28 protein-coding genes are annotated in these 23,979 nt (G+C 43.7%); 15 read left to right on the top strand and 13 right to left on the bottom strand.

Features of this window, described 5'->3' with window-relative positions; translation table 11 throughout:
• The first annotated feature begins 74 nt into the window (after positions 1 to 74).
• The 3 genes from PRU_RS05045 to PRU_RS05035 all read left to right on the top strand — a co-directional run bounded on the left by PRU_RS05045 (position 75) and on the right by PRU_RS05035 (position 1,594).
• On the top strand, positions 75 to 473 hold the full coding sequence (locus PRU_RS05045; RefSeq protein ID WP_013064915.1) for an FKBP-type peptidyl-prolyl cis-trans isomerase: 399 nt from the start codon (positions 75 to 77) through the stop codon (positions 471 to 473).
• A 16-nt stretch (positions 474 to 489) separates the two neighbouring features.
• Positions 490 to 1,098 carry a YqiA/YcfP family alpha/beta fold hydrolase gene (locus PRU_RS05040; protein WP_013064069.1) on the top strand — a complete coding sequence of 203 codons (609 nt, stop codon included), beginning with the start codon at positions 490 to 492 and terminating at the stop codon, positions 1,096 to 1,098.
• Between the two features lie 109 nt (positions 1,099 to 1,207).
• On the top strand, positions 1,208 to 1,594 hold the full coding sequence (locus PRU_RS05035) for a hypothetical protein (protein ID WP_143010855.1): 387 nt from the start codon (positions 1,208 to 1,210) through the stop codon (positions 1,592 to 1,594).
• Positions 1,595 to 1,839: 245 nt separating this feature from the next.
• Here the strand turns inward: PRU_RS05035 and PRU_RS05030 are convergent, their stop codons facing one another.
• The 4 genes from PRU_RS05030 to PRU_RS05015 are packed head-to-tail and all read right to left on the bottom strand — an operon-like array spanning position 1,840 to position 3,459.
• Positions 1,840 to 2,337: a nitroreductase family protein gene (locus PRU_RS05030; protein WP_013064691.1), complete on the bottom strand. Its 498-nt coding sequence runs from the start codon at positions 2,335 to 2,337 to the stop codon at positions 1,840 to 1,842.
• Between the two features lie 19 nt (positions 2,338 to 2,356).
• Entirely contained in the window at positions 2,357 to 2,602 is a 246-nt protein-coding gene (locus PRU_RS05025) for a hypothetical protein (protein ID WP_041385735.1), read from the bottom strand.
• The gene (locus PRU_RS05020) at positions 2,586 to 2,807 is read right to left on the bottom strand and encodes a DUF4250 domain-containing protein (RefSeq protein ID WP_041385734.1); all 222 of its coding nucleotides are present in this window, start codon (positions 2,805 to 2,807) and stop codon (positions 2,586 to 2,588) included. The genes PRU_RS05025 and PRU_RS05020 overlap by 17 nt, the downstream gene beginning before the upstream one ends.
• A 22-nt stretch (positions 2,808 to 2,829) precedes the next feature.
• Positions 2,830 to 3,459, bottom strand: coding sequence for an HAD family hydrolase (locus tag PRU_RS05015; protein WP_013064044.1), 630 nt, complete (start codon positions 3,457 to 3,459; stop codon positions 2,830 to 2,832).
• 185 nt (positions 3,460 to 3,644) lie between these two features.
• Between PRU_RS05015 and PRU_RS05010 the strand changes: the two genes are divergently transcribed.
• Positions 3,645 to 4,457, top strand: a complete 813-nt coding sequence (locus tag PRU_RS05010; RefSeq protein ID WP_013064134.1) for a carboxypeptidase-like regulatory domain-containing protein — start codon at positions 3,645 to 3,647, stop codon at positions 4,455 to 4,457.
• Between the two features lie 231 nt (positions 4,458 to 4,688).
• Here PRU_RS05010 and PRU_RS05005 read toward each other — a convergent pair whose 3' ends face one another.
• The 6 genes from PRU_RS05005 to PRU_RS04985 form a co-directional block, all read right to left on the bottom strand.
• Positions 4,689 to 7,079 (bottom strand): TlpA family protein disulfide reductase, encoded by a 2,391-nt coding sequence (locus tag PRU_RS05005; RefSeq protein WP_013064002.1) that lies wholly within the window; start codon positions 7,077 to 7,079, stop codon positions 4,689 to 4,691.
• A 104-nt stretch (positions 7,080 to 7,183) separates the two neighbouring features.
• Positions 7,184 to 7,309: a hypothetical protein gene (locus tag PRU_RS16400; protein WP_255327036.1), complete on the bottom strand. Its 126-nt coding sequence runs from the start codon at positions 7,307 to 7,309 to the stop codon at positions 7,184 to 7,186.
• Positions 7,310 to 7,637: 328 nt separating this feature from the next.
• Entirely contained in the window at positions 7,638 to 7,982 is a 345-nt protein-coding gene (locus PRU_RS05000; protein ID WP_041385732.1) for a HigA family addiction module antitoxin, read from the bottom strand.
• Positions 7,983 to 7,990: 8 nt separating this feature from the next.
• The gene (locus PRU_RS04995; protein ID WP_013065059.1) at positions 7,991 to 8,308 is read right to left on the bottom strand and encodes a type II toxin-antitoxin system RelE/ParE family toxin; all 318 of its coding nucleotides are present in this window, start codon (positions 8,306 to 8,308) and stop codon (positions 7,991 to 7,993) included.
• 87 nt (positions 8,309 to 8,395) lie between these two features.
• Positions 8,396 to 9,331: a peptidase associated/transthyretin-like domain-containing protein gene (locus tag PRU_RS04990; RefSeq protein ID WP_041385731.1), complete on the bottom strand. Its 936-nt coding sequence runs from the start codon at positions 9,329 to 9,331 to the stop codon at positions 8,396 to 8,398.
• Positions 9,332 to 9,360: 29 nt separating this feature from the next.
• Entirely contained in the window at positions 9,361 to 10,227 is an 867-nt protein-coding gene (locus PRU_RS04985) for a hypothetical protein (protein WP_049769082.1), read from the bottom strand.
• Between the two features lie 1,031 nt (positions 10,228 to 11,258).
• Here PRU_RS04985 and PRU_RS04970 point away from each other — a divergent pair.
• The 3 genes from PRU_RS04970 to dnaG all read left to right on the top strand — a co-directional run bounded on the left by PRU_RS04970 (position 11,259) and on the right by dnaG (position 15,392).
• Positions 11,259 to 11,456, top strand: a complete 198-nt coding sequence (locus tag PRU_RS04970; RefSeq protein ID WP_013063165.1) for a helix-turn-helix domain-containing protein — start codon at positions 11,259 to 11,261, stop codon at positions 11,454 to 11,456.
• Positions 11,457 to 11,630: 174 nt separating this feature from the next.
• Positions 11,631 to 11,825 (top strand): hypothetical protein, encoded by a 195-nt coding sequence (locus PRU_RS04965; RefSeq protein WP_041385725.1) that lies wholly within the window; start codon positions 11,631 to 11,633, stop codon positions 11,823 to 11,825.
• A gap of 372 nt (positions 11,826 to 12,197) precedes the next feature.
• Positions 12,198 to 15,392, top strand: a complete 3,195-nt coding sequence (gene dnaG, locus PRU_RS04955; protein ID WP_013063739.1) for a DNA primase — start codon at positions 12,198 to 12,200, stop codon at positions 15,390 to 15,392.
• Positions 15,393 to 15,904: 512 nt separating this feature from the next.
• Here the strand turns inward: dnaG and PRU_RS04950 are convergent.
• From PRU_RS04950 to PRU_RS04940, 3 genes are all read right to left on the bottom strand, one after another.
• A complete protein-coding gene (locus PRU_RS04950; RefSeq protein ID WP_013064574.1) occupies positions 15,905 to 16,330 on the bottom strand; it encodes an Hsp20/alpha crystallin family protein in 426 nt (141 codons plus the stop codon).
• A gap of 247 nt (positions 16,331 to 16,577) precedes the next feature.
• Positions 16,578 to 16,871, bottom strand: coding sequence for a hypothetical protein (locus PRU_RS04945; RefSeq protein ID WP_013063053.1), 294 nt, complete (start codon positions 16,869 to 16,871; stop codon positions 16,578 to 16,580).
• Positions 16,871 to 17,128: a DUF1294 domain-containing protein gene (locus PRU_RS04940; RefSeq protein ID WP_041385721.1), complete on the bottom strand. Its 258-nt coding sequence runs from the start codon at positions 17,126 to 17,128 to the stop codon at positions 16,871 to 16,873. Before PRU_RS04940 ends, PRU_RS04945 begins: the two co-directional genes overlap by 1 nt.
• A 163-nt stretch (positions 17,129 to 17,291) precedes the next feature.
• Between PRU_RS04940 and PRU_RS04935 the strand changes: the two genes are divergently transcribed.
• The 8 genes from PRU_RS04935 (at position 17,292) to PRU_RS04900 (ending at position 23,963) form a co-directional block, all read left to right on the top strand.
• Complete coding sequence (locus tag PRU_RS04935) at positions 17,292 to 17,777, top strand: hypothetical protein (RefSeq protein ID WP_041385720.1); 486 nt, start codon at positions 17,292 to 17,294, stop codon at positions 17,775 to 17,777.
• A gap of 114 nt (positions 17,778 to 17,891) precedes the next feature.
• Complete coding sequence (locus PRU_RS15805) at positions 17,892 to 18,242, top strand: hypothetical protein (protein WP_143040165.1); 351 nt, start codon at positions 17,892 to 17,894, stop codon at positions 18,240 to 18,242.
• Between the two features lie 149 nt (positions 18,243 to 18,391).
• Positions 18,392 to 18,976 (top strand): DKNYY domain-containing protein, encoded by a 585-nt coding sequence (locus PRU_RS04925; protein ID WP_224083022.1) that lies wholly within the window; start codon positions 18,392 to 18,394, stop codon positions 18,974 to 18,976.
• Between the two features lie 110 nt (positions 18,977 to 19,086).
• A complete protein-coding gene (locus tag PRU_RS04920; protein WP_013064795.1) occupies positions 19,087 to 20,184 on the top strand; it encodes a Clp protease ClpP in 1,098 nt (365 codons plus the stop codon).
• Positions 20,185 to 20,223: 39 nt separating this feature from the next.
• On the top strand, positions 20,224 to 21,249 hold the full coding sequence (locus PRU_RS04915; protein ID WP_177168197.1) for a hypothetical protein: 1,026 nt from the start codon (positions 20,224 to 20,226) through the stop codon (positions 21,247 to 21,249).
• Between the two features lie 124 nt (positions 21,250 to 21,373).
• Positions 21,374 to 22,324, top strand: coding sequence for a hypothetical protein (locus tag PRU_RS16030; RefSeq protein WP_074684074.1), 951 nt, complete (start codon positions 21,374 to 21,376; stop codon positions 22,322 to 22,324).
• Between the two features lie 39 nt (positions 22,325 to 22,363).
• Positions 22,364 to 23,299: a hypothetical protein gene (locus tag PRU_RS16025; RefSeq protein WP_013063853.1), complete on the top strand. Its 936-nt coding sequence runs from the start codon at positions 22,364 to 22,366 to the stop codon at positions 23,297 to 23,299.
• Between the two features lie 40 nt (positions 23,300 to 23,339).
• On the top strand, positions 23,340 to 23,963 hold the full coding sequence (locus PRU_RS04900) for a hypothetical protein (protein WP_224083021.1): 624 nt from the start codon (positions 23,340 to 23,342) through the stop codon (positions 23,961 to 23,963).
• The last annotated feature ends 16 nt before the right edge of the window (positions 23,964 to 23,979 follow it).

The raw sequence follows: 23,979 nt of genomic DNA, 5'->3' as shown, positions 1-23,979 counted from the left end.
GCACAAAATTACACATAAAACTCGAATATTCAGCAAAATCTACTATCTTTGCAAGAAAAATTAAGATATAAAATATGGGAAAACGTGAATATATCCAGGCCAACAAGGATTGGCTGGAGGCTAAAGCAAAAGAGGAGGGCGTAAAGGCATTGCCCAAGGGTATATATTATAAGGTATTAAGCGAGGGCGATCAGACAAGTGCCCAACCAACGGTTCGCAGTATCATCACAGCACATTATACAGGCCGAACGATTAACGGCAAGAAGTTTGATAGCAGTCGTGGTGGTGTGCCTCTGGCTTGCAGATTGTGCGACCTGATCGAGGGCTGGATCATCGCTATCCAGCAGATGCATGTGGGCGACAAGTGGGAACTCTACATCCCAGCCGAAATGGGCTACGGTAAGTTCTCGCAGCCTGGCATCCCCGGTGGTTCAACACTCATTTTCGAAATCGAACTCTTAGGTATCTCATAACACTATCAAGCATCCGATGGATACCCCAAAGATTCTATTCCTACACGGATTCTACGCCAGTGGCCAATGCGTGCCGGCAAAGGCACTAAGGGAGGCATTCGATGGCGAGGCTATCGTACTGACTCCCGATCTGCCCCTGCATCCCAAAGAGGCTTTGGCGTTTATCCGCGATATGTGCGACCGCGAAAAGCCCGATGTATTGGTAGGTAACAGCTGCGGATCGTTCTACGCCCAGATGATTGCGCCTGCTATCGGCATTCCCGCTTTGCTTGGTAATCCACATTTCAAGATGACCGAGTTTCTGAAACCCCGAATCGGCGCCCAGCAATACAAATCGCCACGTGCCAATGGTAATCAGGATTTTGTTATCGACGAAGCACTTATCAATGAATTCGCTGAACTGGAAACCCAGCAGTTCTCTAACGATTCATGCCGTAATCCCGAACGTATATGGGGCCTATTTGGCGAGCAAGATACCTTGGCCCACTTCGAACCGCTCTTCTTAGAGCACTACCAGCACGCATTCCATTTCCCCGGCGCCCACACGCCAACCGAACAGGAAACAAAAACATGGTATGTACCACTCATAAAAACACTCATGAGGGAATATCCTACGCAAGTATAGGGTATTCCCCCATTAAGTATAGGAGTTTTCATTTTCATATCCCACATAATCGTCATATCTTTGCAATGTGAATAATAACTTAATGTTGAACCATTTAAAGATTACGATTATGAAAATGACGATAGTTAGCACTAATCGGCTGATAGCAGCCATGATGATGATGGCAATGACAGCAGCAATGCCAGCAATGGCAGGTAATAAGCATCACAACAACCGCGATAAGAAAGTGGTTGCAGTAGTTGACAAGAAAAAGACGCACTTCGACAGGGTTGATAAGCATACTGCTCACTTCGACAAGAGACATGCATATCATCCTGAGATGAGAATCTGCACATTCAAGCTGAGTCGTCACGATTCTCCTACCAAGATGATGGCGCGGGCAGAGCGTATCAACGGTGTGAAGGATACCAAGTACAATCCACGCACTCGTGAGATAACCGTTCTCTACGATGCCAACAAAACTACAGCGCGTCACATCAAGCATGTAGTAGCATAGACTGGCGATGTTTAAAATCGGTGTAATTTTGTTTAATCTGCGCCAAATAATGTAGATTGAACATAAATAAACGATAAACAAACATTGATTTCCCGTTTTATGTGTACTTTTGCAGCATAGATAATATGGTTAAGGTTTATGGTTGATTAATTTAGTTTTTTAAGTAATTGTACGGAAAAGGTTCGCTGTGAAGCGAGCCTTTTCTCGTTATACTAAAAATAGCCACCAACGATGGCGGCTATTCATTATTTGCAAATCTGATCCATATCCTTGCGTTTCTTTTCCTTCGCCTCGTCGGCTGCATAACCGATAGGAATCAGCACGGCAGGCTCCTCATTCTCAGCAAAAGTAAAAAGCTGCTTGCATTTCTCGGCATCAAAGTTGCATACCCAGCAGGTAGCCAGACCTTGCTCTGTTGCAGCCAGACACAGATGCTCAACAGCAATAGCTATGTCGATATCGCCATGATGCTTGCCATCCTTGCGAACCCATTCCTCATCGTGCAGGATACTGCAGATAATATACATAGGTGCAGTATTAAACCAATCGCGACTATAGCACTCACGCAGATTTTCTTTTTCAGCATCGTTCTTAACCACACGGAACATCCAAGGCTGCTTGTTCACAGCCGAAGGAGCAAAGCGTACGCACTCCATCACGTAGTCGAGCTTCTCCTGTTCCACACTTTTCTCCTGATAGCTTCTGCAGCTATATCTCTGCTTTACTAAATCTAAAAAACTCATATTCTTGATTTTATTAAAATTATAGCATGTTTTCGAGTATCTCAACCGCTTTGGTGATATCTTCTTGAAACTGCTTATGATCGTGTAAGAAATCAGCCCTGCCACCACTGATGGCCTCAAACAGTTCCTGACTCATATCGTCGGCATAGGCAGCAATAGCCATCTCAATGTCATCCTTCTGCCAGTCGAGCGTGGAGTGAACATAGATGCGCTGCTTTTGATGCAGGAAACTATAGGCGGTCTCGATACTATCTTTTGTTATCATTTTGCTCTGAGTTATATCCAATAGGGCGGAACTGACGTTGCTCTTCGCTATACACATATCCATGACCGAACAGGTAATCTTTGATATCTGCGGGTTCAGTTTCAAAATTATAGCAAAGTGATTCCAGCGTGTCAAACTCCTCATCTCTCAGGAGCATGTTCACGCTCGAAACCAATATAGCGGGATCTTTGGGTAAATATTCCATTTTTAATATTCGTAATATAGTATTATTTATCTATGCCTAATAATCTTTCGAGTGGCTCTGTCCAGTCTTCATTATTCTCAGGAAAGAGCGTATGAATACCAAGTGCTTTCGCTGCTTCGATATTCTTTTGTCCATCATCAATAAAGAGCGTTTCTTCGGCTGAAGATTGCTGGCCATCGAGCATCATCCTGAAAATCTCTGCCGATGGTTTCATCTGTTTACACTCGTAACTCAGATAGAGATGGTCGAAGTAATATTCGATAGAGTGGCCATTGCCATCAAACTCGTTACTCTTGGCCCACTGCATCATATACGGATTGGTGTTGGAGAGCAGACATACCTTGTAGCCGAGTTCACGCAATCTCAACAGCATCTGCAGATTCTTTTGTGGTACAGCCTCAACATAACCATGCCAGGCATACTTACACTCATCGTGAGACAACTCACGACCCACAAGCTGACTCAGCTCTGCACGGAACTCTTCAGGCGATATCATGCCTTTCTCCAGATCGCCAAAAATGCCTTTCTGACAAAACGCATCCAGATGCTTCCTGGCATCGCGGAGACCAAGCTCCTCGAATCGCTTAACAGCCTGTTCATAGCTCAGGGCTACAACCACACCGCCCAAATCAAATGCAATATTCCTAATCATTATATTACTCATATCATATTGTAATAGACATATCGGGCTGCAAAGGTACAAATAAAACGTGGTAAAACATCATCATAAACCTGAAACTATCAAAACATATCACAAAGAATTTGAAAAACGACGAGTAATTCAGGGATAATAACTACTTTTGCATGCGAATTTGCAACACTTATAATTACAAAAAAATGAAGAAGACCATACTCTTAACTGTATTTATGCAGTTGATGATTACAGCGAGTGCTCAGACCATTGTACGAGGCAACGTAGTAAACGAACGCGGCGAGGCTGTAGAATATGTCAGCATTGGTTTTGATGAGGATAGTGTGGGCGTGATTTCCGACGCGAAGGGGCACTTTACGCTCACCATACCTGCGGGACGAAATAAGGACTTATCGTTCACGCATGTGTCGTATCAAGATGCTATCGTGCCTTATGCCACCTACAGCAAAGGAAATGATCTGAAGGTAGTACTGAAGGATAAAGTGATAGAACTGGCTGAGGTGGTAATCGGCAAGAAAAACAAAACGAACACGTTATCGGGGCGTTCGCTTGTAAGAATAGGGACAGTAGGATTCATAGGAAACATAAACGGCGACACGGAGTGGGGGCCGATATTCAAGAACAGCAAGGACTATGTACTAAGTGAGATGCTTCTGACCATAGCTAAATGTAAATATGATGAGTGCGTGCTTAGTTTCAATGTCTATGAGCTACAGGGCAAAAAGTTTATCAACATCATGAACAAACCCATATACAAACATATATCACCCGCAGACGATGGCAAGAAATTCAGCGTAAGTCCCGATGAACACATCGTGCTTAAGGGTAAAAAGAAATATTGTATCAGTGTGAGTGTGGTTGACCATAAAGGTAATGGTGGTATATTCTTCCCAGCCAACTTTAAAAGCAGCTACGCCCGCAACGCCGTAAAGGGTAAGATGAAAAAACTTCCAGCCTGCCCACCAATCATCGTAAAAGGGTATAAAGTGGAGAACTAATATATACGAAAAAAGCAGGCCTTAAAGGTCTGCTTTCTTCCAACAAGTTCGTAGAACTATGTTAGTTAGTTTGTTTACTATTTGTTGATGCAAAGGTACGTATTTATTTTGTTATCACCAAATATTGAACTTAGTTTTTTGATTTTAGAGACGTTATTATATTGTACCCATTTAGTAAAAAAGGGAGTTAGAACAATTTCTAACTCCCTTTATGAATGAAAATGATTCTCATTACTTGCAGAACTTGCCCATAGTCTGTTTGAATGCCTCCAGATTTTGATCGTCGAGCCAACCTAGGTCGTGAATGTTTCCCTGCTTATCGATAATCTTATATGTGGGGAAGCTGTTTACACTCAGGTAATGCTCGATAGCACTCTGCTGTTCTTTTGGCAGATTATAGTGAACGCAGTTTGGTCCTGTCAGATTGTACTCCTTAATCACATTCTTCCATGATTCATCGCTGCTGCCATTACATAGGTAAAGATACACGATATCGTAATCCTTGAGTGCCTCTTTTACTTTCCACGAGTCCTTGAGTTTCTGCTTGCAAGGGCCGCACCATGTGCCCCACACGTCGAGATAGATGACGCGACCTTTATAGGGTTCGATGATCTTACGCAGCATCTTCTCGCCATCGGTCATGTTCGCCACATCGGTTGACGGTCGCAGACTGGCTGCATTAGCCAAGTCCTGATGCTCCAAAGCTACATACTTATCGTTTTCGGTCAAAACAAAGTTTAGTGCCGATGCCAACTTGATTTCTTTATTGGCGAAATTCAAATCAGAAGGGTCAAGCGACTTGCGGAACGAGTTAAGCTTCCAATAGAATTTGCGAGCCAAGGCCAGATCAATCAATGCCCTATCGGTAGTTGCCGATTCGATAGCCTGCTTTTGGTAATACAAATCTATCAACGAGAATTCTTGCTCTATCTCCTTCTTCACATCAGGACGCTCCATAATGGCAAGATACTGCTCCGCAATGCCAAGCTTATCTAAATCGGTACCAGCCAAATCAATGTTTAGACTATCTATCTTCTGGTTCTTGGCTTGTTTGGCATACTCCTTGTGAAATTCCACTGCATAACGCTCCATTAGGGCAAGCTCCTCGTCGGTAATCGATACCTTGCCATCAGCCCTAGCCTGGCGCAAAATGATGGGATAGGCACCGTCGTTCAACGTTATTCTGTAAGGATCAATGCTCACAGAGTGGCGCTCATCTCTCAGCTGGTCAAGATAGTCGCGCATAAATCGCGGGAATTCAGAATAGAGCGTATAGGGTTTAGGTGCGGGCTGCCACAACTTGGTGTTGACATAATCCATATACTCCTTGGGCAGACTTCGGCCTGGTACATCAAAGCGGGCCTGCATCATCGAATAGCCCTGCCCAGCCATACACAGACCTTTAATATAATCAATAAAGCGCTGCGATAGGTTGGGGCGATGAGTGATATCCGCCTGCATCTTGGTTATGATTGCATCAAAGACTTTATTCGCGCGTTCCATGAATTGCATGGCGCTCTCGCCTGGATTGATGCGTGTCTCCGGCCATGTTGCAGGACAAGCCACAAGCTCGTTTTGCAGGCGTACGTCATCGCCCATAAACAGTTTCTGACCAGTATTGAAGTCGTTGAGGAAGAAGTAGGTCTTTCCTGGCTCTAATACAGGATGTACCCATGATTGGCGCGGGGCGAGCGTAACGGTTGCAGAATTGAGCAGGGGCATACGGAGGGTGAATCTACCTAGCGAGTCGAGCTTTGCTGTAAAGCTTTCTGTTTTATCGGTGATAAAATTACTTGTCCAGACTTCAAATTCGCCGCTCTGTTTCCAAGCTTGCTCGGGCATATCCTTCAGCCAGCCTACGATGGTTACGCTGTCGCCCTCACGATAGCCATTGTCAACAAATCCCTTGCGAGTGTCTTTGGTAGGATAGTCGGGTAGGGCTTCTTGGGTTATCGGATTGCAGGCAATGGCCTTTCCGGTACCGATGGTGATGGGACGGATGCCTTTCTTGAGTTTGCCCACCTTGATGGTTAGTCCGTCGTTAAGAGTAAGCACGTAGGTGTCCTTCTGCTCGGTCTGATTCAGGATATCCCACACCTTATTATTATATATAACGTGGTGCTGGGCGAATCCTATCAACCAGTCGCCCGTAAGCGTGTTGCGCCAATAGGTGTCGGTGATGCCAACGGGGGTTACATCAACATCAGCATTCGCATCAGCATCGCGTACAGCATTAATTATCCATATGCCGGGATCACTTATAGAAAACAGCCATGTAGATGCTGGCAGGGCATCGAACACCAGCGAGAAGTCTACCTTACAGTCCTTAGGTATCTTGACGGGCTGCCCCAGTTTCATACCTACGGCGTTCTTTGCTTCGTAGGTCTTACCGTCGGCCTGGAGTAGCGATTTCGCAGCCAATACACCTTCCTGGCCTGCAGCACGTTCTGGCATGTCGAAATGCATGAACACCTCAGTGCTGTCGGCACTCAGTACAACCTTGGTTATTTTAACAAATGGTACATTGGAATAGCCTGTAACAATGTTATTCCATATTCGAGTTTGTGCCCACCCGGCAGTTGCAACAATGGCCAGCACAATAGTTGATAAAAGTTTCTTCATTTATTGATGGATTTATTATTGATTGTAATTGATATAAATACTCTTATTTGAATAGCTCAGAGTGGGAGCCAAGTCTTACAAGTTCAATGGTGTCGATCTCTTCGTCAATCCATATCAGCAAAGAGTTCATCAACACTATCATAAACCTTATTGGGGTTCTTACCTGACTTAGCCTCATTAATGGCAGCAATCGTTTCATCGCTAAACTTTTCGTCTACTATCTTATTCATACTCATGATTGTTTAATTCTGTATAAAAAAAAAGAGATAAGCTTTGAACTCATCTCTTTTATTCTTTGTACACCCGCAGAAAGTCGAACCCATGCTGATTATCAGCAAGTTGCGAATTGTTTTGTTACTAATCCGCATGTGGTAACAAATTCTTTTCAAACTGGTAACAAACGACTTAAGATAAGCAGCCTGTCGATATCTCTATATCGTACTTAGTATTTCTAACTTTCCAACAAGTTCGTAGAACTATGTTAGTTAGTTTGCTTACTATTTGTTGATGCAAAGATAGGTATTTTTTTTGTTACCACCAAATATCGAACCCACTTTTTTAGAATACTGCAGCGATTTTAGGAATCTCCTTTAAGCGCTGTATAAACGATTTATTACGTTTGGCCGATAGGAGATTGTATTTCATCTGAAGTGAGAGTAGGGGAGCTGCATCTAGATCAAGTGCCTTGCCTATCAGCAGAGCTAATTCTGCACTTAGCGAACGCTTGCCGTTAAGCACCTCGTTAAGTTGGCTTGCAGGAATACCTATTTCTTTAGCCAGTCGTCGCTGACTAATACCACGAAACTCCAGTTCGTCTTTAATTACCTCACCAGGATGAGTCAAGTAATGTGGCTCCAGGTTGTTGGCAATCATGTTGTCGTTTACGCCTTCTATATGTTTCATAATGTACCTTATTTATAATGGTTCGACAATTCTGTTATACTTACTACTTCGGCGATTGTTTGCTCGCCTTTTAAAATTTCACGAAACTCTATTCGGTATTGGTCGTTCACTCTGACAGATGAAAGTCCTGCCTTATCACCATGAAGTTTCTCGTAGTGAAGACTGCCATATTGAGTCAGCGTCTGTACATTCTGTACCTCATTCATCAAGTCGATGACGCGAGTGTACTTTCTGACTATCTGTGGCTGGAAGCGATGCTTCTTATCGCTGGCCTGACCATTATCATAGAGCTCTTTTAGATAATCTCTTTCAAAGATAACTAACATATTTTCTTATTTTGGGGGCAAAGATACAATATTATTTTGATATTCACAAATTTGTGAACGTTTTTTATGTTATTCTTGCAAAACTTGTCAATTGTCTGATTGAAATACTTCATATTTTGAAATTTCCAAGCCCAACTTGGCGCAAGGAGTTTTACCCTTATATAATTCTCTTGCTGATTTGTCCTGATTGATTGGTTCGTCTTCTTCCCGCATCCAGTCTTTACCACGAAAGGCTTTCTTATTCCAGGTTTGATTCTCTTTAATACTCAGTGTCATGTTAATAGCTGGCACAAGGTTTTGAGACTCGGAAATAGCTGCTGTGGTTATCCATTCCATCACAACGAATACACCTGTTTTCGGGAATACCAAAGGAGTGGCGAGTTTTACTCCTTCTTTGCTGACCCTTTGACTTGGTTGAATAATAATACCACCATTTATAATTGACTCGTTTCTTGGTGAACCAGTTTGGGAATCAGGCAGGCGAAGGTCAAAGCGAAGAGTAGCATAAATTGGAGTCTTGATAATTGTAAATGCAAGCCAGTGTGTAGAATAGTCGAGATTAGCCAGAATGGAATGAATGTAAGGAGCATTCGTCCATGTACTATCGTACGGAATGAATAAAGCCATCTCAAATCCGGTAGAACCTCTATGGCATATCTGTGTTTTCTCCTTTATCATGCCAACTGTTGTAGTTTTCATTCTTTTAGGAGACTTAGCACTAATGCAGACATCTTCGAGAATAACGCTCTTGGGGACAAGTAATACCGTATTTCGACTGCAGTCAACGATTGATATATTTTTCGTCTCATAGCAGATATGTGATAACCGTATCTGTTTTGTTCCTTCAGGAATCACTATCATTCCAGATTCATTAGTATATCCTCCTGTATTATTTCCGAACCATACACTTGTAAATGCTACGGGATCTTGTGTAAGACTATCCTTTACGAAAAATCTCTGTTGAGCATCTGCAGTTATAGCAATGATAGTAAGAAGTGTAGCGAAAAAGGCTTTCCTATTCATAATCTATGGTTCATTACTTTTTAACATTATTACAAACTGTATATCAGTAATGCATCAGCTTGTTTATAGCATTTGATTATGGGACGGAGACTTTTGAGTACAGCGGGGCACCAGAAGCCATTTTTGGTATAATACTCGTTGCGATCCTTGCGGTAATATACCGCATGAATGTATTGTTTGTCAGTATCCTGAAACACAATCACGCACTGATCAGGGAGATTGGCTTTCTTCATCACGCTATATCGGCATTTATAGGTTGCCTTAAGCTTAAGAATGTGATTGAAGAAGGCGTTTAGCTGATTGCCATTGGTGAAGTTGGTGTTGCGGGTGATGACTGGCGCTGGATTTATGCCATTGGCATCGAGAAAGCAGTTAAGGGCATAAAACAGGCAGGTCTGCTCGTTGTTAAGTAGACTATCGTAGGTCTTCATGTAGCGCATAGAATCGGTGAGTGCAGTTATCTGGACGGTATCAAGGCTGTAAACATTAGCGCCAAATCGCTGATGTGGAGACAGTAGGCTCTCAACCTCGAGTATCTTGCGGCCTAAATAAGTATTGATGAATATGGTTTTACGTTCTCGATAGCTGAGTGTGTCGCCATTAAAGATTGCATGATAATAGCGGTTACTCACTGTGTCTTCTATCTGTGGATAATACTCTACTATTTTATCGAAACGGCTGATGAGCGAATCGTGATAATGTCCATCGCCAAGCGATTCAACTCCAATCCTAATGGTATGTAGATAGGCTTGAGGAGTAATTCGAACATGACGATAATCGAAATCGTTGGTACCCGTTTCGTGTATCTGACCTGTCTTCCACTCGGTTATTGGCTGTCCTTGGACCGAGTTGCAGACCATGAAAAGTAATGTAGTTATTATGATTGTAAACTTCATAATTGAGATTAATTAAACCGCTGCAAAGGTACGAAAAGTTTTGGATAATTGCTAGTTTTATATAGATTTCTTATGGATTGTACAAAAAAAAAGGTAGACTTGAATGTCTACCTTTTTTAGATTTCGTACACCCGCAGAAAGTCGAACCCATGCTGATTATCAGCAAGTTGCGAATTATTTTGTTACTAATCCGCATGTGGTAACAAATTCTTTTCAAACTGGTAACAAACGACTTAAGATGAGCAGCCATGTCGATATCTCTATATCGTACTTTATATCTCTAACCTTCCAACAAGTTCGTAGAACTATGTTAGTTAGTTTGTTTACTATTTGTTGATGCAAAGGTACGTATTTATTTTGTTACCACCAAATATATTTCTTACATAATTTGCAAAAAACACCTATTTTATTATATAGAGAGCATTTGCAGACAAGTTTATGGGTCAGTAAGTTGGTTTGTGAGTTAGTTAACAGTTAATTAATGTATTATATTCTTAATTTTGTTAGTTGCGCATGTTAAAGACTTAGTTAGTTAGTAGCCTTTTTGAAAAAGATGCAATTCTATTGGATTTATTTGCTATATTTTTGTGCCGCAATTCTAAAGGAGTTGTACTATCTTATATTAACTAATAAAATTATAAATTACGAAATGAAACAAATTATCAAAAAATTAATTCCAACTGGAAAGAGAGTAGGTAACGCATTTAAGTCCAACATTACTAATGGCCAATATATATAATATATAATATGTATAAGGCAGAGAAAATTAGGAATAAGGAATACTGGTTCAGGACAATCAAACCAGGTGATGTGGCAAAAGGCAAGTTTCCTACGTATGGTTCAATAACTTCTCTCAACGTTCAGTTGACACGATTCAATAGATCTATCGGGAAGGAGAAAGGCGTCTTTATTCATGCCAAATATCTCTATGACGAGCTTTGTGTGATACTCGTCGGTGTTACCCTCGCACAGAGAAGAAAGGAACTTACTGACCCGGACTATAAAAATGAATGGCGTAAACTGATAAAGCAATGAGAAAGTCAGACAGACAAGTCGAAATTGACATGAGCGACGAACCAATGACTATTAAAGAAGCAGCTGAGTTCTTTAAGGTTGATGTGCAGGCTATGTACAAGAGAGTTCAGCGAAAGATGGTTCAATTCCACAAAGATGGAAGAAGACTCTACTTCTTTAAGAAAGAGCTGATTGCAGGCTTGAAAGCAAAATGATTCGAACTGGTAAAGTCCCTGAGTTACTTTCTGGGAAGACCGTAGCCAGGGCATATTTTTAAGTTACTATGCCGGATAAATGTCGAACATGCAATCAAGGATGCAACTGCATCAACGGACGTTATTGCGAGAGAAACAAACAGTATGTTGAATATTTAAAAATAATTATTTGTAATGAAAATCAGAATTCAAAGATACAAAGATAAGATTAAGGTCCAAGAACAATGGACTATTAAGGACTATATAAGGGCTATCATTCATTATCGAAGAAGCCAAGCAGCTCCAATCTTGGCGGCTGAGCTTTTAATGGAATGGTTCCCTATGATTAAAGAAGTAACAATTAACACTGAGTTGACAGAAAATGAGTAAGCCGGTAATACAGAAAAAGAAAACAGATACAGGTCATATAATCCTGACATTTTATGGGAGTTGCCAGAAAAAACAGTTGAGATTCAGAAACGAAGAAGAATTTCAGCTGTTCCTCGATTACCTTCTGGTGTTAGATAGGCTAGGGGCTACATCCTTAGAAAGGGTAGTATGATGTATATTATCTCTGCAATCAACAGACTGACAGGTGAACGGGAGGTCATTTCGCCCCCTCGTTCACTGGAATTAGCTACTGAGCTGATGGAAAAATTCAAAGAATCCAGTCGGAAGCACCATCAGTCTTGGAAAAATCCACGTATAGAGCCATGTCTTCCAAAAGAAGAAAAGGTATAGCTATTTTTGCAAGAAAAAAATATGATAAAGCCTGAAACATTAGATAAGATAAACGATCAGCCTATTGTTGATATAGTATCAGACTATATCACGCTAAAGAAAGCTGGCGTCAATTATAAAGGCATTTGCCCCTTTCATGCCGACAAGAATCCTTCTTTCATGGTGAGTCCTGCCAAAGGAATCTGCCATTGTTTTGTGTGTGGAAAAGGAGGCAACGGCATCCATTTCATCATGGAGCACGAGCATGTCAATTTCTATGAAGCTTGCAAGATAATTGCTAACAAGTTCAATATAGAATTTGAAGAAAAGGATCCTACACCCGAAGAGTTGGCGGAGCAACAGAAAAAAGAGTCCATGCAGGTCATCTATTCTCGGGTGCAGGAGTTCTACGTAAAGTGCCTCCACGAAGATACACCAGAAGCTAAGGCTATGATGGCTTATGCTAAACATCGTTGGTCGGAAGAGGCCATCGAGGAGCGAGGACTGGGTTATGCACCAAAGGGTAATAAACGTTTTTTTGACTTTATCAAATCAACAGGCCTGAGCTGGGAACTTTGTAAGGAAGCAGGACTCATAGCTGAAAGCGACGATAGAAGCGAATATGCCTTCTTTCGCGACCGTCTGATGATTCCCGTACGCGACCGGTGGGGCAATGTAATTAACTATACAGCTCGCACTCTTTCTGATAATAAGGATGTTCAAAAGTATCTTAACGGCCGCGACTCGCTGTTATTCCATAAATCAAGCGTATTATTCGGCTTGGATACAGCAATGAAAGTGGGGGCACGCGAGGAGCTCTTCTACTTGGTAGAGGGAGGCCCCGACGTTATGAAAATGCAGCAGATTGGTGTGGTAAATACTGTAGCGCCATTGGGTACAGCGCTCACAAAGGAGCATCTGCACACACTTAAGCGGTTCCATCCAAAACTGTGCTTCATCCCCGATGCTGATGCTCCTGGCATAAAGGCGGTCATCAAAAACGGTCGTACAGCCATGGAAGAAGGCTTCCGTGTCACTGTCAAGGAGATTCCACCAAAGCCAGAGGAGGAGGGTGGAGGAAAGCAGGATGCAGACAGTTACTTCCAGAACAGAGAGCAGGTTAAACTGCTAGCTGAAGAGGACTTTGTGCTCTGGTATGCCAACAAGCTATTTGATGACATCGAGCGCAAATCTTCTACCGAGACAGACATTTCTGATATCGTCAAACAGATATGTGATGTTCTTATCCTGGAAAAAGATGAATATACGCAAAAGGCGCTCCTGGATGCCTTGGTTAAGCAACACAACGGCCATAAAGGCCTTTGGAAAAACGCAGTTAACGAAGCTAAGCACCGCCGGGCAGAAGAAAAAGCAAAGGCGACGACAAAAAGGACGGGCATCGACCCGCTTATATATGGTTTCTACGAGGATCACAACTGTTACTGGAGCCGCGATGACGAAGGTAACGAGAAGCAATGGTCGAATTTCAAGATGCGTCCCCTCTATCATGTAATGGGTATCGATGATTCACGCCGTCTCTATGAAATTACGAATATCGACGGCACCACACGTATCCTCGAATTAGCTGCTGAAGAGCTGGTCTCACAGCCTAAGTTCATGGTGAAGGTTGAGTCCATAGGCAACTTTATCTGGAAGGTAGGTATGCCAGAATTGACCAAGCTAAAGACATACCTTTTCGAGCAGACAGAAACGGCTGTTCGCATCCGGCAGTATGGCTGGCATCACAGCGGTTTCTTTACCTTTGGCAACGGATGCATCTATCAGAACGAATGGTATCCGGCCGATGCCATGGGAATTGTACACTTACATGATGCAGAATCTCATTTGGACAATTACTATCTGCAGGGGGCCTCGGAAATCTATGCAGCCGACACAAGCTACTTTTCTTTCGAGCGGCAGTTTGTTCTCCCATCTACCCATGCAAGCATAGAATTAAAAGATATGGCCAGTCTGATGGCTTCTGTCTTCGGTGACAACGCTAAAATAGGTATCTGTTACCTTTTAGCTGCTCTCCATAGGGATATTATCACCTCATACACGGTAAACTTCCCAATCCTCAATCTCTTTGGCCCGAAGGGAAGTGGTAAAACAGAATTGGGCATCACGTTAATGCGTTTCTTTACAATCGGCGACAAGCCCCTTAACTTAAGAAACACAACAGCTCCATCTCTTTCACAAATGCTCTCGATGGCAGCTAACTCACTGGTACTGCTGGACGAATATAAGAATACGCTGGACATGAGGATTGTGGAAATTATCAAAGGGGCGTACGACGGTGTCGGCCGCTCACGAATGGATATGGACCGCGGCAAACAAATTGAGCGTACACCTGTCGACTGCGGTGTAATCGTCTGCGGACAGGAGATGCCAACACTCGATATCGCGATGTTCTCGAGAATGATTTATTTACCTACTGACTCTACGGTTCATGACCGCGAAGCAAAGGATCGTTTCAATAGGTTGTCTGATATCCGTAAACTTGGGCTGCAGCACCTGACCATGGAGATTCTCTCACACAGAGCCTTGTTTGAAAGTGCTTTCTATGATACATATAACGATGTTACTAATGAGGTATGTGACAGCATCGATGGTAATAATGTGGAAGACCGCCTTTGGCGTAACTGGTCTATCATGCTAACTTGTTACAAAACTCTGAAGTCCACGCTTAATCTGCCTTTTGAGTACGACGATATTAAGCGGCTATGTATAGAGGGTATTAAACGCCAGAACAGTGAGGTGACATCTAACAATGAGCTTGGAAATCTTTGGAACGCGCTTTCTACACTTTACGACCAGGGAAAGATTTATCTCGATTGCGACTTTAAGATTAAAGTATTGAGAAGGCTAAAGACGGACAAAGGTGAAAGGGAATTCAAGGAAAACCATCGCGTGCTTATGCTGCGTCTGATTAACTTCGTTTCTCAGTACAAGCAGTTGGCCCAGCGTGAAGGTGAAAAGAAGATAATCATGGATCGTGACTCAATTCGTTATTACCTGACGATAGGAAACGCTTATCTCGGACAGAAGTCGTCCGAACGCTTTATTTCCATCAAAGATGGTATAAAAGAGACCGTTAATGGACAGACTGCATACAAGTTTGACCGCTGTCTCTGTTTCGACTACGAAATACTTCAGAATCGTTACGGATTGCATTTGGAACATTTCTCTGCCACTGAGGCAGATGAACTTGAAAGAAAAGAAGAAATTGTTTTTTAGATTTTGGTTAGTTATTCATTAGCGAAGGGCCTCTGACTGCTGTGAAGCACTCGAGGCCTATTTTTATGCTTTTACATTTTTCCTTTATATGCGCGCACGCGCGAGAATATCCATGCACAACACCGCACAAGACTGCACAAGGAATCTGTATGTTACTAAAGATCAGGCACTAAGCCGGTTGCAAAGATGCTTTAACTTCTGCACAAATCCAGCTCAACGCTGCACAAATCTTGCACAAATAAAATGATTTGCACAAATAAGTATCTAAATGCACAACAATATTAGGGGTTTGTGCAATTAAATAGAAAACATAAAACATTAAGTATCAACAACTTAACAAAATAGCAGCGACTGTGTGCACCATTGTGCGCTCATTCCATATACATACGCACAATACGCAAAACGCCACACCTCAACTTTCATCACTATCTATTTGCATAACATATATAAAAAAGAAATCCTGGCCTGCATCAGCAAGCCAGGGCTTTTCTACATATTAGGAAGCATCATCCTTATGACACCTCAATGGCTTTCGTCACTTTCTCCTTCGGTTCGGTCTTCGGCATCGTGATGGTCAGGATGCCGTCCTCAACCTTGGCAGAAATCTTGTCGCGTACCACATCATCTGGAAGTATGTAGTTCTGCTCATAGTTAGAATAGCTGAACTCACGACGCAGATAATGGCGATGACTGTCCTCATGCTTGTGTTCCTGTTTGTTCTCAATAGCGATGGTGAGGTTGCCCTCGTCATTGATACCTACACGGCAATATTCTTTCTTAATGCCTGGAGCTGCAAGTTCCATCGTGTAGGCCTTCTCACTCTCCTTGACATTGACTGCAGGTGCTGTACTGTTGGCACGAGGCATAAAATCAGTGTTAAAGAAATCATCAAACATTGTTGGGAACCAACTGTTGTTTTTCATTAATCCGTTCAACATAACTTTTACCTCCTAATTATATTTTTAGTTTAACTTAATTGTTCTTGATCGCTTCGGCTTATTTGCTTCAGCTTTCACTTACTGAAAAGCAAAGTACATGCCTACAGGAGAAAGCGCTCGTTACCTTGTCAAGATGGCAAGGATTTTAAACTCGCTTAAACGATACTGACAATCCCTTAAACTCAATTAAACATGACTGACATTTCTTTAAACTCCCTTAAACATTGGCCAAAAATTCTGTCAGTCTTCAAGTCCAAAACTCTTTCTCGCCAGTCTGTTCCATCTCACCCTGGCACTTGGAACAGGTATGCCCATCCCACACTCTGATTTTATCGCTGCCGCACTGCAAACAGAGCCTGCCGACCTCGCTTCTATAGGAAGGTGCCACGTCGGCTATAATCCCACCCACCACAATGTTCTGGATGGTCTTGCAGTCAGGACACAACACGGCACGGATCTCCTGGCGGAAGAGTCCTCTGCCTTCGTACACCTCGGCTTCGTAGCCACATTCTCGACAGCGATATTTGAGTTTCCAAGCCATTATAATAAAGCAATCAAAGCAATTTGAGCCAACAATATCAATGGCAACCCGTACTTGAATTTCAAGTGCATCGTTTTATGGTGCCAGACCTGCATACCTAAGAGTGCACCTATAGTGCCGCCAACAAGAGCCAGCATCAGAAGAGTGGCTTCGGATATACGCCATTTTCCATGCTTGGCTTTCCACTTGTCCCAACCATAGACAAAGAAGGTTAGGACATTGATGCCGATGAGTATATATATTATCGTCTCTGTCATTACTAATTTCTTTTTCGCTGGCAAAGTTACAAAATTTCTCCGACTTCATCGAGGTTTTATCCTTTTTTTAATTTTATCGATTTCGTTTGAAATATTTGATTTGTCTTTTTGTTATCTAATTGATTTTTAGTATCTTTGCAGCAGAATAAAAAGTATTACTGCAATGAGCCAAATTTGTATTTATCTGAAAATGCCTTCGTATCTCCGACAGTGGTTAATCCATCGACATGGAGGAAGTGAACCAATCTCGCTCGTGCGTGGTTCGGCTGAAAGTGATTTCCTGAAGAAGTCAACATCAAAGCTTCCAGACGGGGTTATGCCGCCACGTCAGCAGGAAGGGGAACTGGCAATCTGTATTCCCTATTATAAGTGCCACGACCCGCGCACTTACAACTACCTTTCCAAAAACGGCAAAAGCTGCCTGTTGGAAATGCTAAAGAACGACTTCAAGGTCGATCTTTGGGAATACCTACACGACATCGACCGCTGCGGCAGCGAGCTCAACGGGCTCATATATCAGTTCATGGAGCTGCGTGGCATCAAGGAGGACGGCACGTCATCGGACACCATCAAGAAGATATACCAGCGCAAGCGGAACAGCTACAAAACAGCCCAAAACAGAAAAAAGAAGAAAAATATTCCGACTTGAAGCCTGTATTTGTCCTAATTATGGTATTGTTTGATTTGTTTGATTATGAATTGTATATCTCTTCCCGGCATCACCGCCATTAGCTATGTACCTTGTGATAGCTTACCTGCGGACTTGATTTATCAAGCCCTGACAGGCTTTCCAGTCAACATATCCTCCAGCACTACAGAAATATCCCTGAAATCAATTCCCTCGTGCGAACTGGAGGAATCGCCAGATAACAACACACAAATTGAAAAGGCCAAGCTATCGTTCACCACTTTGGACACGCTTCCCACAAGTATGCCCTTGGCTTTCCTGATTACCACTACTGCTGGCAATCACTATATATTAGGTACGCGCGAAAAGCTATACCCGACAATTAAGGTTACTTCGAACACCTCAAAGCCCGATGCTGAAGCCGCAGTTCACCGCTACGAGGTTTCATTCACCGCCCGCAAGGCTCTGATTCCCTACAATCTTTAAGCTTCGCAAAGAGGAATAGGAATATCCCCATCGATAGATAGGGATTTTCTTATGGTGTTTTCATGGAAATGTCATACCTTTGCATCAGAAATTTAAGATTCAAAATTGTAAAGGTTATGAAACAGATAGCATTTTCACTTAAGTCACTCATGGTGATAGGATTAGTTGGATGGAGTATGTCGAGCTTTGCACAGTCGTATAGAATCGACCGAGGTAGAGTATATTTCGAAAGAGAGTCGATGCCATATGCCGATGCTCGTACGTTCGTGGATTTAGGTTGTGGTTATGCAAAAGACTGCGACAATGTATATCTCGACGGTCGTGTCTTGGAATATGTCGACCCATCTTCTTTCCGTTTAAAACCGCACTCTAAATCACACTTCCGCGACCACTATGATAGTTATGACCACGGCAGAAGGTACGATGACTATTATAAATCAGATCGCAACGTCTATTACGGAGATAAGAAAATCGACGCGTCTCCTAGTTCGTTCAAGGAGATTGGTGAGGGCTATGCCAAGGATGCATTTAATGTTTTCTATCATGGAAGAAAGATTGATGCTTCTGCCGGTAGTTTTAAGTTGTTGGAAGGAGGTTACGCCAAGGACGCCTTTGATGTGTTCTATTATGGTAAAAAGATAGAGGGGGCCTCTGCGGGTTCGTTTAAATACACTGGCGACGGCTATGCCAAAGATGCATTTCATGATTACTATAGAGGAAGACGTCTTGAATAGAGTTCCTTTTCTAAAGAATCTATAGAGAAAGCGAAGAGTAAATCTTCGCTTTTTCCGTCTTTTCCCCCTATATAAAAGGTAATTATCTTTGCGCCATAATCATTTGAATTATGGCATCCAACACAAAAACTAACACTTATCAGCTTCACCTGAAGGGTTTCGTCGGAGGATATGACTTCGATGCTGATTACGTTGACTACGTGCTCTCCAAGCATAAGGATACAGAGGTCAACGTTCTGATTGACTCGCTCGGTGGTCAGTCATCTACCGCCTTGAGTATTTTCTCGGCTTTCAAGCTCCATGGCAATGTGAATGTGCATTTCGTTGGAATGAACGCCTCGGCTGCAACAATCGCCAGCCTCGGCGCCAAGCACATCACAATGGATTCTTCGGCCATGTACCTGGTTCATAAATGCAGCGTAGGCTTCTTCGAGTGGGGCCAGCTCAACTCTGACGGCCTGCAGGCGCTCATCGCCAATATCGAGCACCAGAAGGCTGACTTAGACAAACTGGACGCTAACATCGCCCAGATGTATGCCACACGTTGCAAGAAAGAGCCCGAGGCCCTTCTTGCACTGATGAAAGAAGGCGGTTGGCTCACAGCAAAGGAGGCACTGGAGTGGGGCTTTGTTGATGAACTTACGGACTACGCTGATGAATCAGCTCCAGTCCTTACCGACACAATGGCCTGTGCAATGTCTGCTGCAGGAATTCCCATCCCGAATATGCCCACAATGCATCTCACCGCCCAGGAGCAGTCTGCATTCGCCAAGTTCCTTGGTGCATTGGGACAGTTATTCAGCAATCAGAAAATCCAATCCACAAATAATTCAACACAAACACCAATGAAAAAGATCTTCAAATCTATCTGTGCTATCCTGACTTGTGAGCACCTGATGAGCAATGAAGGCAAAATCACGCTTTCGGACTCTCAGATGGAGGACATCGAGTCTGCTATTAGCGCAGACAAGCAGACCATCAGCGACCTCAACGCGCAGATTACCACTCTTAAGAGTGAAAAGCAGTCTCTGACTGATGCTAACACACAGCTGCAGGCAGAAGTGGCCACCTTGAAGCAGAAGCCCGGTGACACTACAGCCCACGTAGTTAATGACAAGCATACCGATCAGCCTGCCGAAAAATCGGAGGCCGAACAGTATTTTGAGTCTCGTGCTAATGCTCAGTCGCTTTTCGACTCGCTCCCTTAAACATCAACACAAACAATCACTAAACACTAAAAGAATCCTATGGCAGGAAAACTTAACTTTACGCTCGAGGAGTACCAGGACGCGGCACGTAAGTACCGCAAGGACCTCCTCATGTTGCCCATCATCGGCATTCAGGACACACTGAAGTTCATGACAGGCCGTCCAGGCATCCGTTATAAGGAAAGCGTGGCTGCTCTCAATGGCAACGCACAGTTCGCCCCCTACAAGCCCGCACGCCGTTCTAACTTCAATCTCGACATGGATTTCCGTACACTGGAGACGTTCTTCGGTTCCGTAGTAGCCCAGTTTGAGCCTAACTCAGCCATCAGCACCCTTCTTGGCGCCATCGGCGACACCAAGGGCGACGGACAGATGCAGGCACCCACCGCAAAGCATGTATTGGCCTTGATTGCCAAATCGCTTTCTGAGAATCTGAACAACGCCATCTGGGCAGGTAAGCGCAATGCTTCTGGTGATACTACTCTGGATCTCTTCGATGGCTTCGATACCATCACCGCCCAGGAAATCACAAGTGGAAAGATTTCTAAGGAAGAAGGCAACTATTTGAAGTTTACCGACGAAATCACCACCGCCAATGCCGTGGATATCGCCAAGGCCGTTCTCTTCTCTCTGGATCCTCATCTCCGCGCTCAGACCTGTTACATGTACTGTTCGCAGGACTTCGCTGACAAGTACAACGAGGGCTACCTCTTGTCCCACGCTGGTATCAACTACAACAACCAGTACAATCAGACCGCCGTCGAGGGCTCGAACGGGAAACTGATTCTCTGTCCGTTGGCGAACAAGGCAGACTCGAAGTTCATTCACGTCTCACCCAAGATCAACATGCTCGTGGGCTACGACCAGATGGGCGACACCGAGACTGTCATGGTCAAGGAGTATGAGCCATTCATTCTCTCATATATTGCTACCATGTTCTTCGGCTGCCAGTTCGAGTCTATCGACAAGCGCCGCCTGAAGGTCATTGAGATTGCTGGTACTGAGCCAACAAGTACCAACAACAATGCCGGCACTGGTGGTGGAAGCGGCCCTATTGGCGACTAAACATCGCTTTTACTTGAATTCGTTTCGAACTCTTTCATTTTCTGTATTCATAATATTGAGTTTTGGGGAGCCAGTACTTGTGAAGGCTCTGGCTCCCATTTTTAACGCTTAATCCTTATTTTATATGGCAGATTGCTCATCACTACAAAAATCGCTTGCTTGGTGTCAAGGACGCCCCGAGCTACCTGGCGTTAAACGCCGTATCTATTATATCTCTAAGTATGACATCGTAAAGTGGCCCACGCTCCAGCATGATGCCAACGGTCGTCTGGCTTCGGCTGCATATTCAGGCGACTTTACCCTGCGAGCAGATGTGAAGTGGAAGTTAATCGATATCATCTCTGATAAGTCACAGCTGACATCTGAGGCCCAGGGCGAATATCCTTCACAGACACAGTTGAACAAACTGGTAGCCGTTCATCCTGGTGTTGAAGCCGAAGCCACCGCAGCTGCAGCATACCTCAATAACAATGACAATGTGTTCCTTGTCGAGGATATGCGTGGTGCCTTCCGTGTCGTTGGCTCAGAAAAATGGCCTACCAAGACTACTGTTACTCAGGATCTCGGACAGGGAGTTACTGGTACCACTTCTACCACTATTAATGTAGAAGCTACCGATGAGTGTCCCGCTCCATTCTATGCCGGAAGAATCGTGGTTGACGAAGGCACAATAAATGAGGATGGTAACTCTAGCCAGTCTTCTGGTGGTAGTTCTTCTGGTGGCGGTAGCAGCGTTCCTGTTTATGACTCAGGAGTATATCTCAATGGCGTGTTATATAATATCACCAAGGGAAGCAAGCTTACTATCGCAGGTAATCTGAGCTCGATGAAATTCACTGGTAAGAACATGACTTCTATTACCTATGAATATCAAGGAGAATTAGAATCTGATATAGACGTTGAATACCCAGCAGGCACAGTAGCCACATGGAATGGAAATATTACTGCTCCCAAAACAATAACTATTCGTCGAACTGAGGGCCAGGGAGATAACAAACAAGTTGTTGTCTGGTTTACCATCGAACTTGTTACAAGCTCAAGCAGCAATGACGAAGATGAGTCATGGGGTGACTAATCTGCTTTAATTTTCAATAACCATTACTAATAATACATCATGCCAAATTGTTCTTCAATACAAAAATCACTAGCTTGGTGTCAAGGACGCCCCGAGCTACCAGGCGTAAAACGCCGTATCTATTATATCTCTAAGTATGACATTGTTAAGTGGCCCACGCTCCAGCATGATGCCAACGGCCGTCTGACATCTGCTTCCTACTCAGGCGACTTCATTCTGCGCTCTGATGTGAAGTGGAAGTTCATCGATATCATCTCCGACAAGTCACAGCTGACATCTGAGGCTCAGGGCGAGTACCCATCGCAGACACAGTTGAACAAGCTGGTAGCCGTTCACCCTGGTGTCGAAGCCGAAGCTACAGCAGCTGCAGCATACCTCAATAACAATGACAACGTGTTCCTTGTCGAGGATATGCGTGGTGCCTTCCGTGTCGTAGGCTCTGACAAGTGGCCTACCAAGACTACTGTCACTCAGGACCTTGGCCAGGGGGCTACAGGCAGTACTTCCACCACTATTAATGTGGAAGCTACGGATGAGTGCCCAGCGCCTTTCTATGCTGGCTCTATCGAAGCCGATGAGGGTACCATCAATCCTGAGGGCAACCCGAATCAGAATACTGGTAGCTCGTCTAGCGGCAATACCAGCACAGGTGGTACGCCTTCGTATGATAACACAGTATATATAAACAATTATCCATATACCGTAAGTAAACATGGCAATCAAAGCGCTTATGGCCCGATAAAATCAATCAAGATTACCGGCAAAAACATGAATGGTTTGTCTATCGTTTATAACAACAAAGAGTCAGAAGCCCAGATTCCAGTATCTAACGGAGGCTCAGAGGCTTTGTGGAGCGGCAGTATCTCTTATCCAAATACGATTGATGTCTATAGAGGCGACTCTGCTTCAGGAAATTCGATTGAGCTGTGGTTCACAATCTCTATACTTAAAGCCGGCGAGCCAATTGGCGACTAATCCTTTAAAACTTCACTAGAAGATGCGCACTCCAATAGATATGGGCGAACTGCTATCAGAGATAGAAGTCCCTGATATCGGGAGTGCGCAGCTTGCTCTAAAAGATATTCAGGCAAAGCGCGAGCAAGATATATTTGCAGAGCAGAAGCGCAAAGGATGGGATAAGACGGTGGAAGCGCGTTGCGACTTCACACCGCGCCCACGCCTGACACGCCGTTCCGGGCTCTTTTTCCTCTCGTATTGGCAGAAGTCCGTCTATGGCCGTACTCTCACCGAAATCAAAGCCGATGATTCGATGGTTCCGTTCTTTGCCGGCACGATGAAATCATTTATTTCTGATATCATCGGTCCGGACCTCTCACGCGGCTCCTGGTGCATCATTACCACGCCGAAGCGTCGTCACCTGGTGAAGAACTTTGCCACTCGCATCTCCGAGCAGATTGCCCACCTCTTGAACATCCCGTTTTACGAGGATGTTTGTACCTGTAGGACAAAACAGCGAGTAGGGGCCATCTTCAATGTTCAACAAGTTCCAGATGAACAGAATATTATCTGCTTTGATGACTTTGTTACCACAGGTCAGACACTTCAAGCAATGCTTCGAGCGTTAGAGCCGTACAACAAGAACTTGCTGTTTTTCAGCGGGATAAACAACAAACTCTAAAGTATATTATAGAATT

The sequence above is a fragment of the Xylanibacter ruminicola 23 genome (assembly GCF_000025925.1).
GTDB lineage: Bacteria > Bacteroidota > Bacteroidia > Bacteroidales > Bacteroidaceae > Prevotella > Prevotella ruminicola.
Note: the sequence above shows the minus strand (reverse complement) of the source record. Positions and strands in the feature narration are given on the sequence as shown.

Bases quoted from the DNA above. Each gene is read 5' to 3' on its own strand.
- PRU_RS05045 (WP_013064915.1), top strand. From the start codon at position 75: ATGGGAAAACGTGAATATATCCAGGCCAACAAGGATTGGCTGGAGGCT.
- PRU_RS05040 (WP_013064069.1), top strand. From the start codon at position 490: ATGGATACCCCAAAGATTCTATTCCTACACGGATTCTACGCCAGTGGC.
- PRU_RS05035 (WP_143010855.1), top strand. From the start codon at position 1,208: ATGAAAATGACGATAGTTAGCACTAATCGGCTGATAGCAGCCATGATG.
- PRU_RS05030 (WP_013064691.1), bottom strand. From the start codon at position 2,337: ATGAGTTTTTTAGATTTAGTAAAGCAGAGATATAGCTGCAGAAGCTAT.
- PRU_RS05025 (WP_041385735.1), bottom strand. From the start codon at position 2,602: ATGATAACAAAAGATAGTATCGAGACCGCCTATAGTTTCCTGCATCAA.
- PRU_RS05020 (WP_041385734.1), bottom strand. From the start codon at position 2,807: ATGGAATATTTACCCAAAGATCCCGCTATATTGGTTTCGAGCGTGAAC.
- PRU_RS05015 (WP_013064044.1), bottom strand. From the start codon at position 3,459: ATGATTAGGAATATTGCATTTGATTTGGGCGGTGTGGTTGTAGCCCTG.
- PRU_RS05010 (WP_013064134.1), top strand. From the start codon at position 3,645: ATGAAGAAGACCATACTCTTAACTGTATTTATGCAGTTGATGATTACA.
- PRU_RS05005 (WP_013064002.1), bottom strand. From the start codon at position 7,079: ATGAAGAAACTTTTATCAACTATTGTGCTGGCCATTGTTGCAACTGCC.
- PRU_RS16400 (WP_255327036.1), bottom strand. From the start codon at position 7,309: ATGAATAAGATAGTAGACGAAAAGTTTAGCGATGAAACGATTGCTGCC.
- PRU_RS05000 (WP_041385732.1), bottom strand. From the start codon at position 7,982: ATGAAACATATAGAAGGCGTAAACGACAACATGATTGCCAACAACCTG.
- PRU_RS04995 (WP_013065059.1), bottom strand. From the start codon at position 8,308: ATGTTAGTTATCTTTGAAAGAGATTATCTAAAAGAGCTCTATGATAAT.
- PRU_RS04990 (WP_041385731.1), bottom strand. From the start codon at position 9,331: ATGAATAGGAAAGCCTTTTTCGCTACACTTCTTACTATCATTGCTATA.
- PRU_RS04985 (WP_049769082.1), bottom strand. From the start codon at position 10,227: ATGAAGTTTACAATCATAATAACTACATTACTTTTCATGGTCTGCAAC.
- PRU_RS04970 (WP_013063165.1), top strand. From the start codon at position 11,259: ATGAGAAAGTCAGACAGACAAGTCGAAATTGACATGAGCGACGAACCA.
- PRU_RS04965 (WP_041385725.1), top strand. From the start codon at position 11,631: ATGAAAATCAGAATTCAAAGATACAAAGATAAGATTAAGGTCCAAGAA.
- dnaG (WP_013063739.1), top strand. From the start codon at position 12,198: ATGATAAAGCCTGAAACATTAGATAAGATAAACGATCAGCCTATTGTT.
- PRU_RS04950 (WP_013064574.1), bottom strand. From the start codon at position 16,330: ATGTTGAACGGATTAATGAAAAACAACAGTTGGTTCCCAACAATGTTT.
- PRU_RS04945 (WP_013063053.1), bottom strand. From the start codon at position 16,871: ATGGCTTGGAAACTCAAATATCGCTGTCGAGAATGTGGCTACGAAGCC.
- PRU_RS04940 (WP_041385721.1), bottom strand. From the start codon at position 17,128: ATGACAGAGACGATAATATATATACTCATCGGCATCAATGTCCTAACC.
- PRU_RS04935 (WP_041385720.1), top strand. From the start codon at position 17,292: ATGAGCCAAATTTGTATTTATCTGAAAATGCCTTCGTATCTCCGACAG.
- PRU_RS04925 (WP_224083022.1), top strand. From the start codon at position 18,392: ATGGTGATAGGATTAGTTGGATGGAGTATGTCGAGCTTTGCACAGTCG.
- PRU_RS04920 (WP_013064795.1), top strand. From the start codon at position 19,087: ATGGCATCCAACACAAAAACTAACACTTATCAGCTTCACCTGAAGGGT.
- PRU_RS04915 (WP_177168197.1), top strand. From the start codon at position 20,224: ATGGCAGGAAAACTTAACTTTACGCTCGAGGAGTACCAGGACGCGGCA.
- PRU_RS16030 (WP_074684074.1), top strand. From the start codon at position 21,374: ATGGCAGATTGCTCATCACTACAAAAATCGCTTGCTTGGTGTCAAGGA.
- PRU_RS16025 (WP_013063853.1), top strand. From the start codon at position 22,364: ATGCCAAATTGTTCTTCAATACAAAAATCACTAGCTTGGTGTCAAGGA.
- PRU_RS04900 (WP_224083021.1), top strand. From the start codon at position 23,340: ATGGGCGAACTGCTATCAGAGATAGAAGTCCCTGATATCGGGAGTGCG.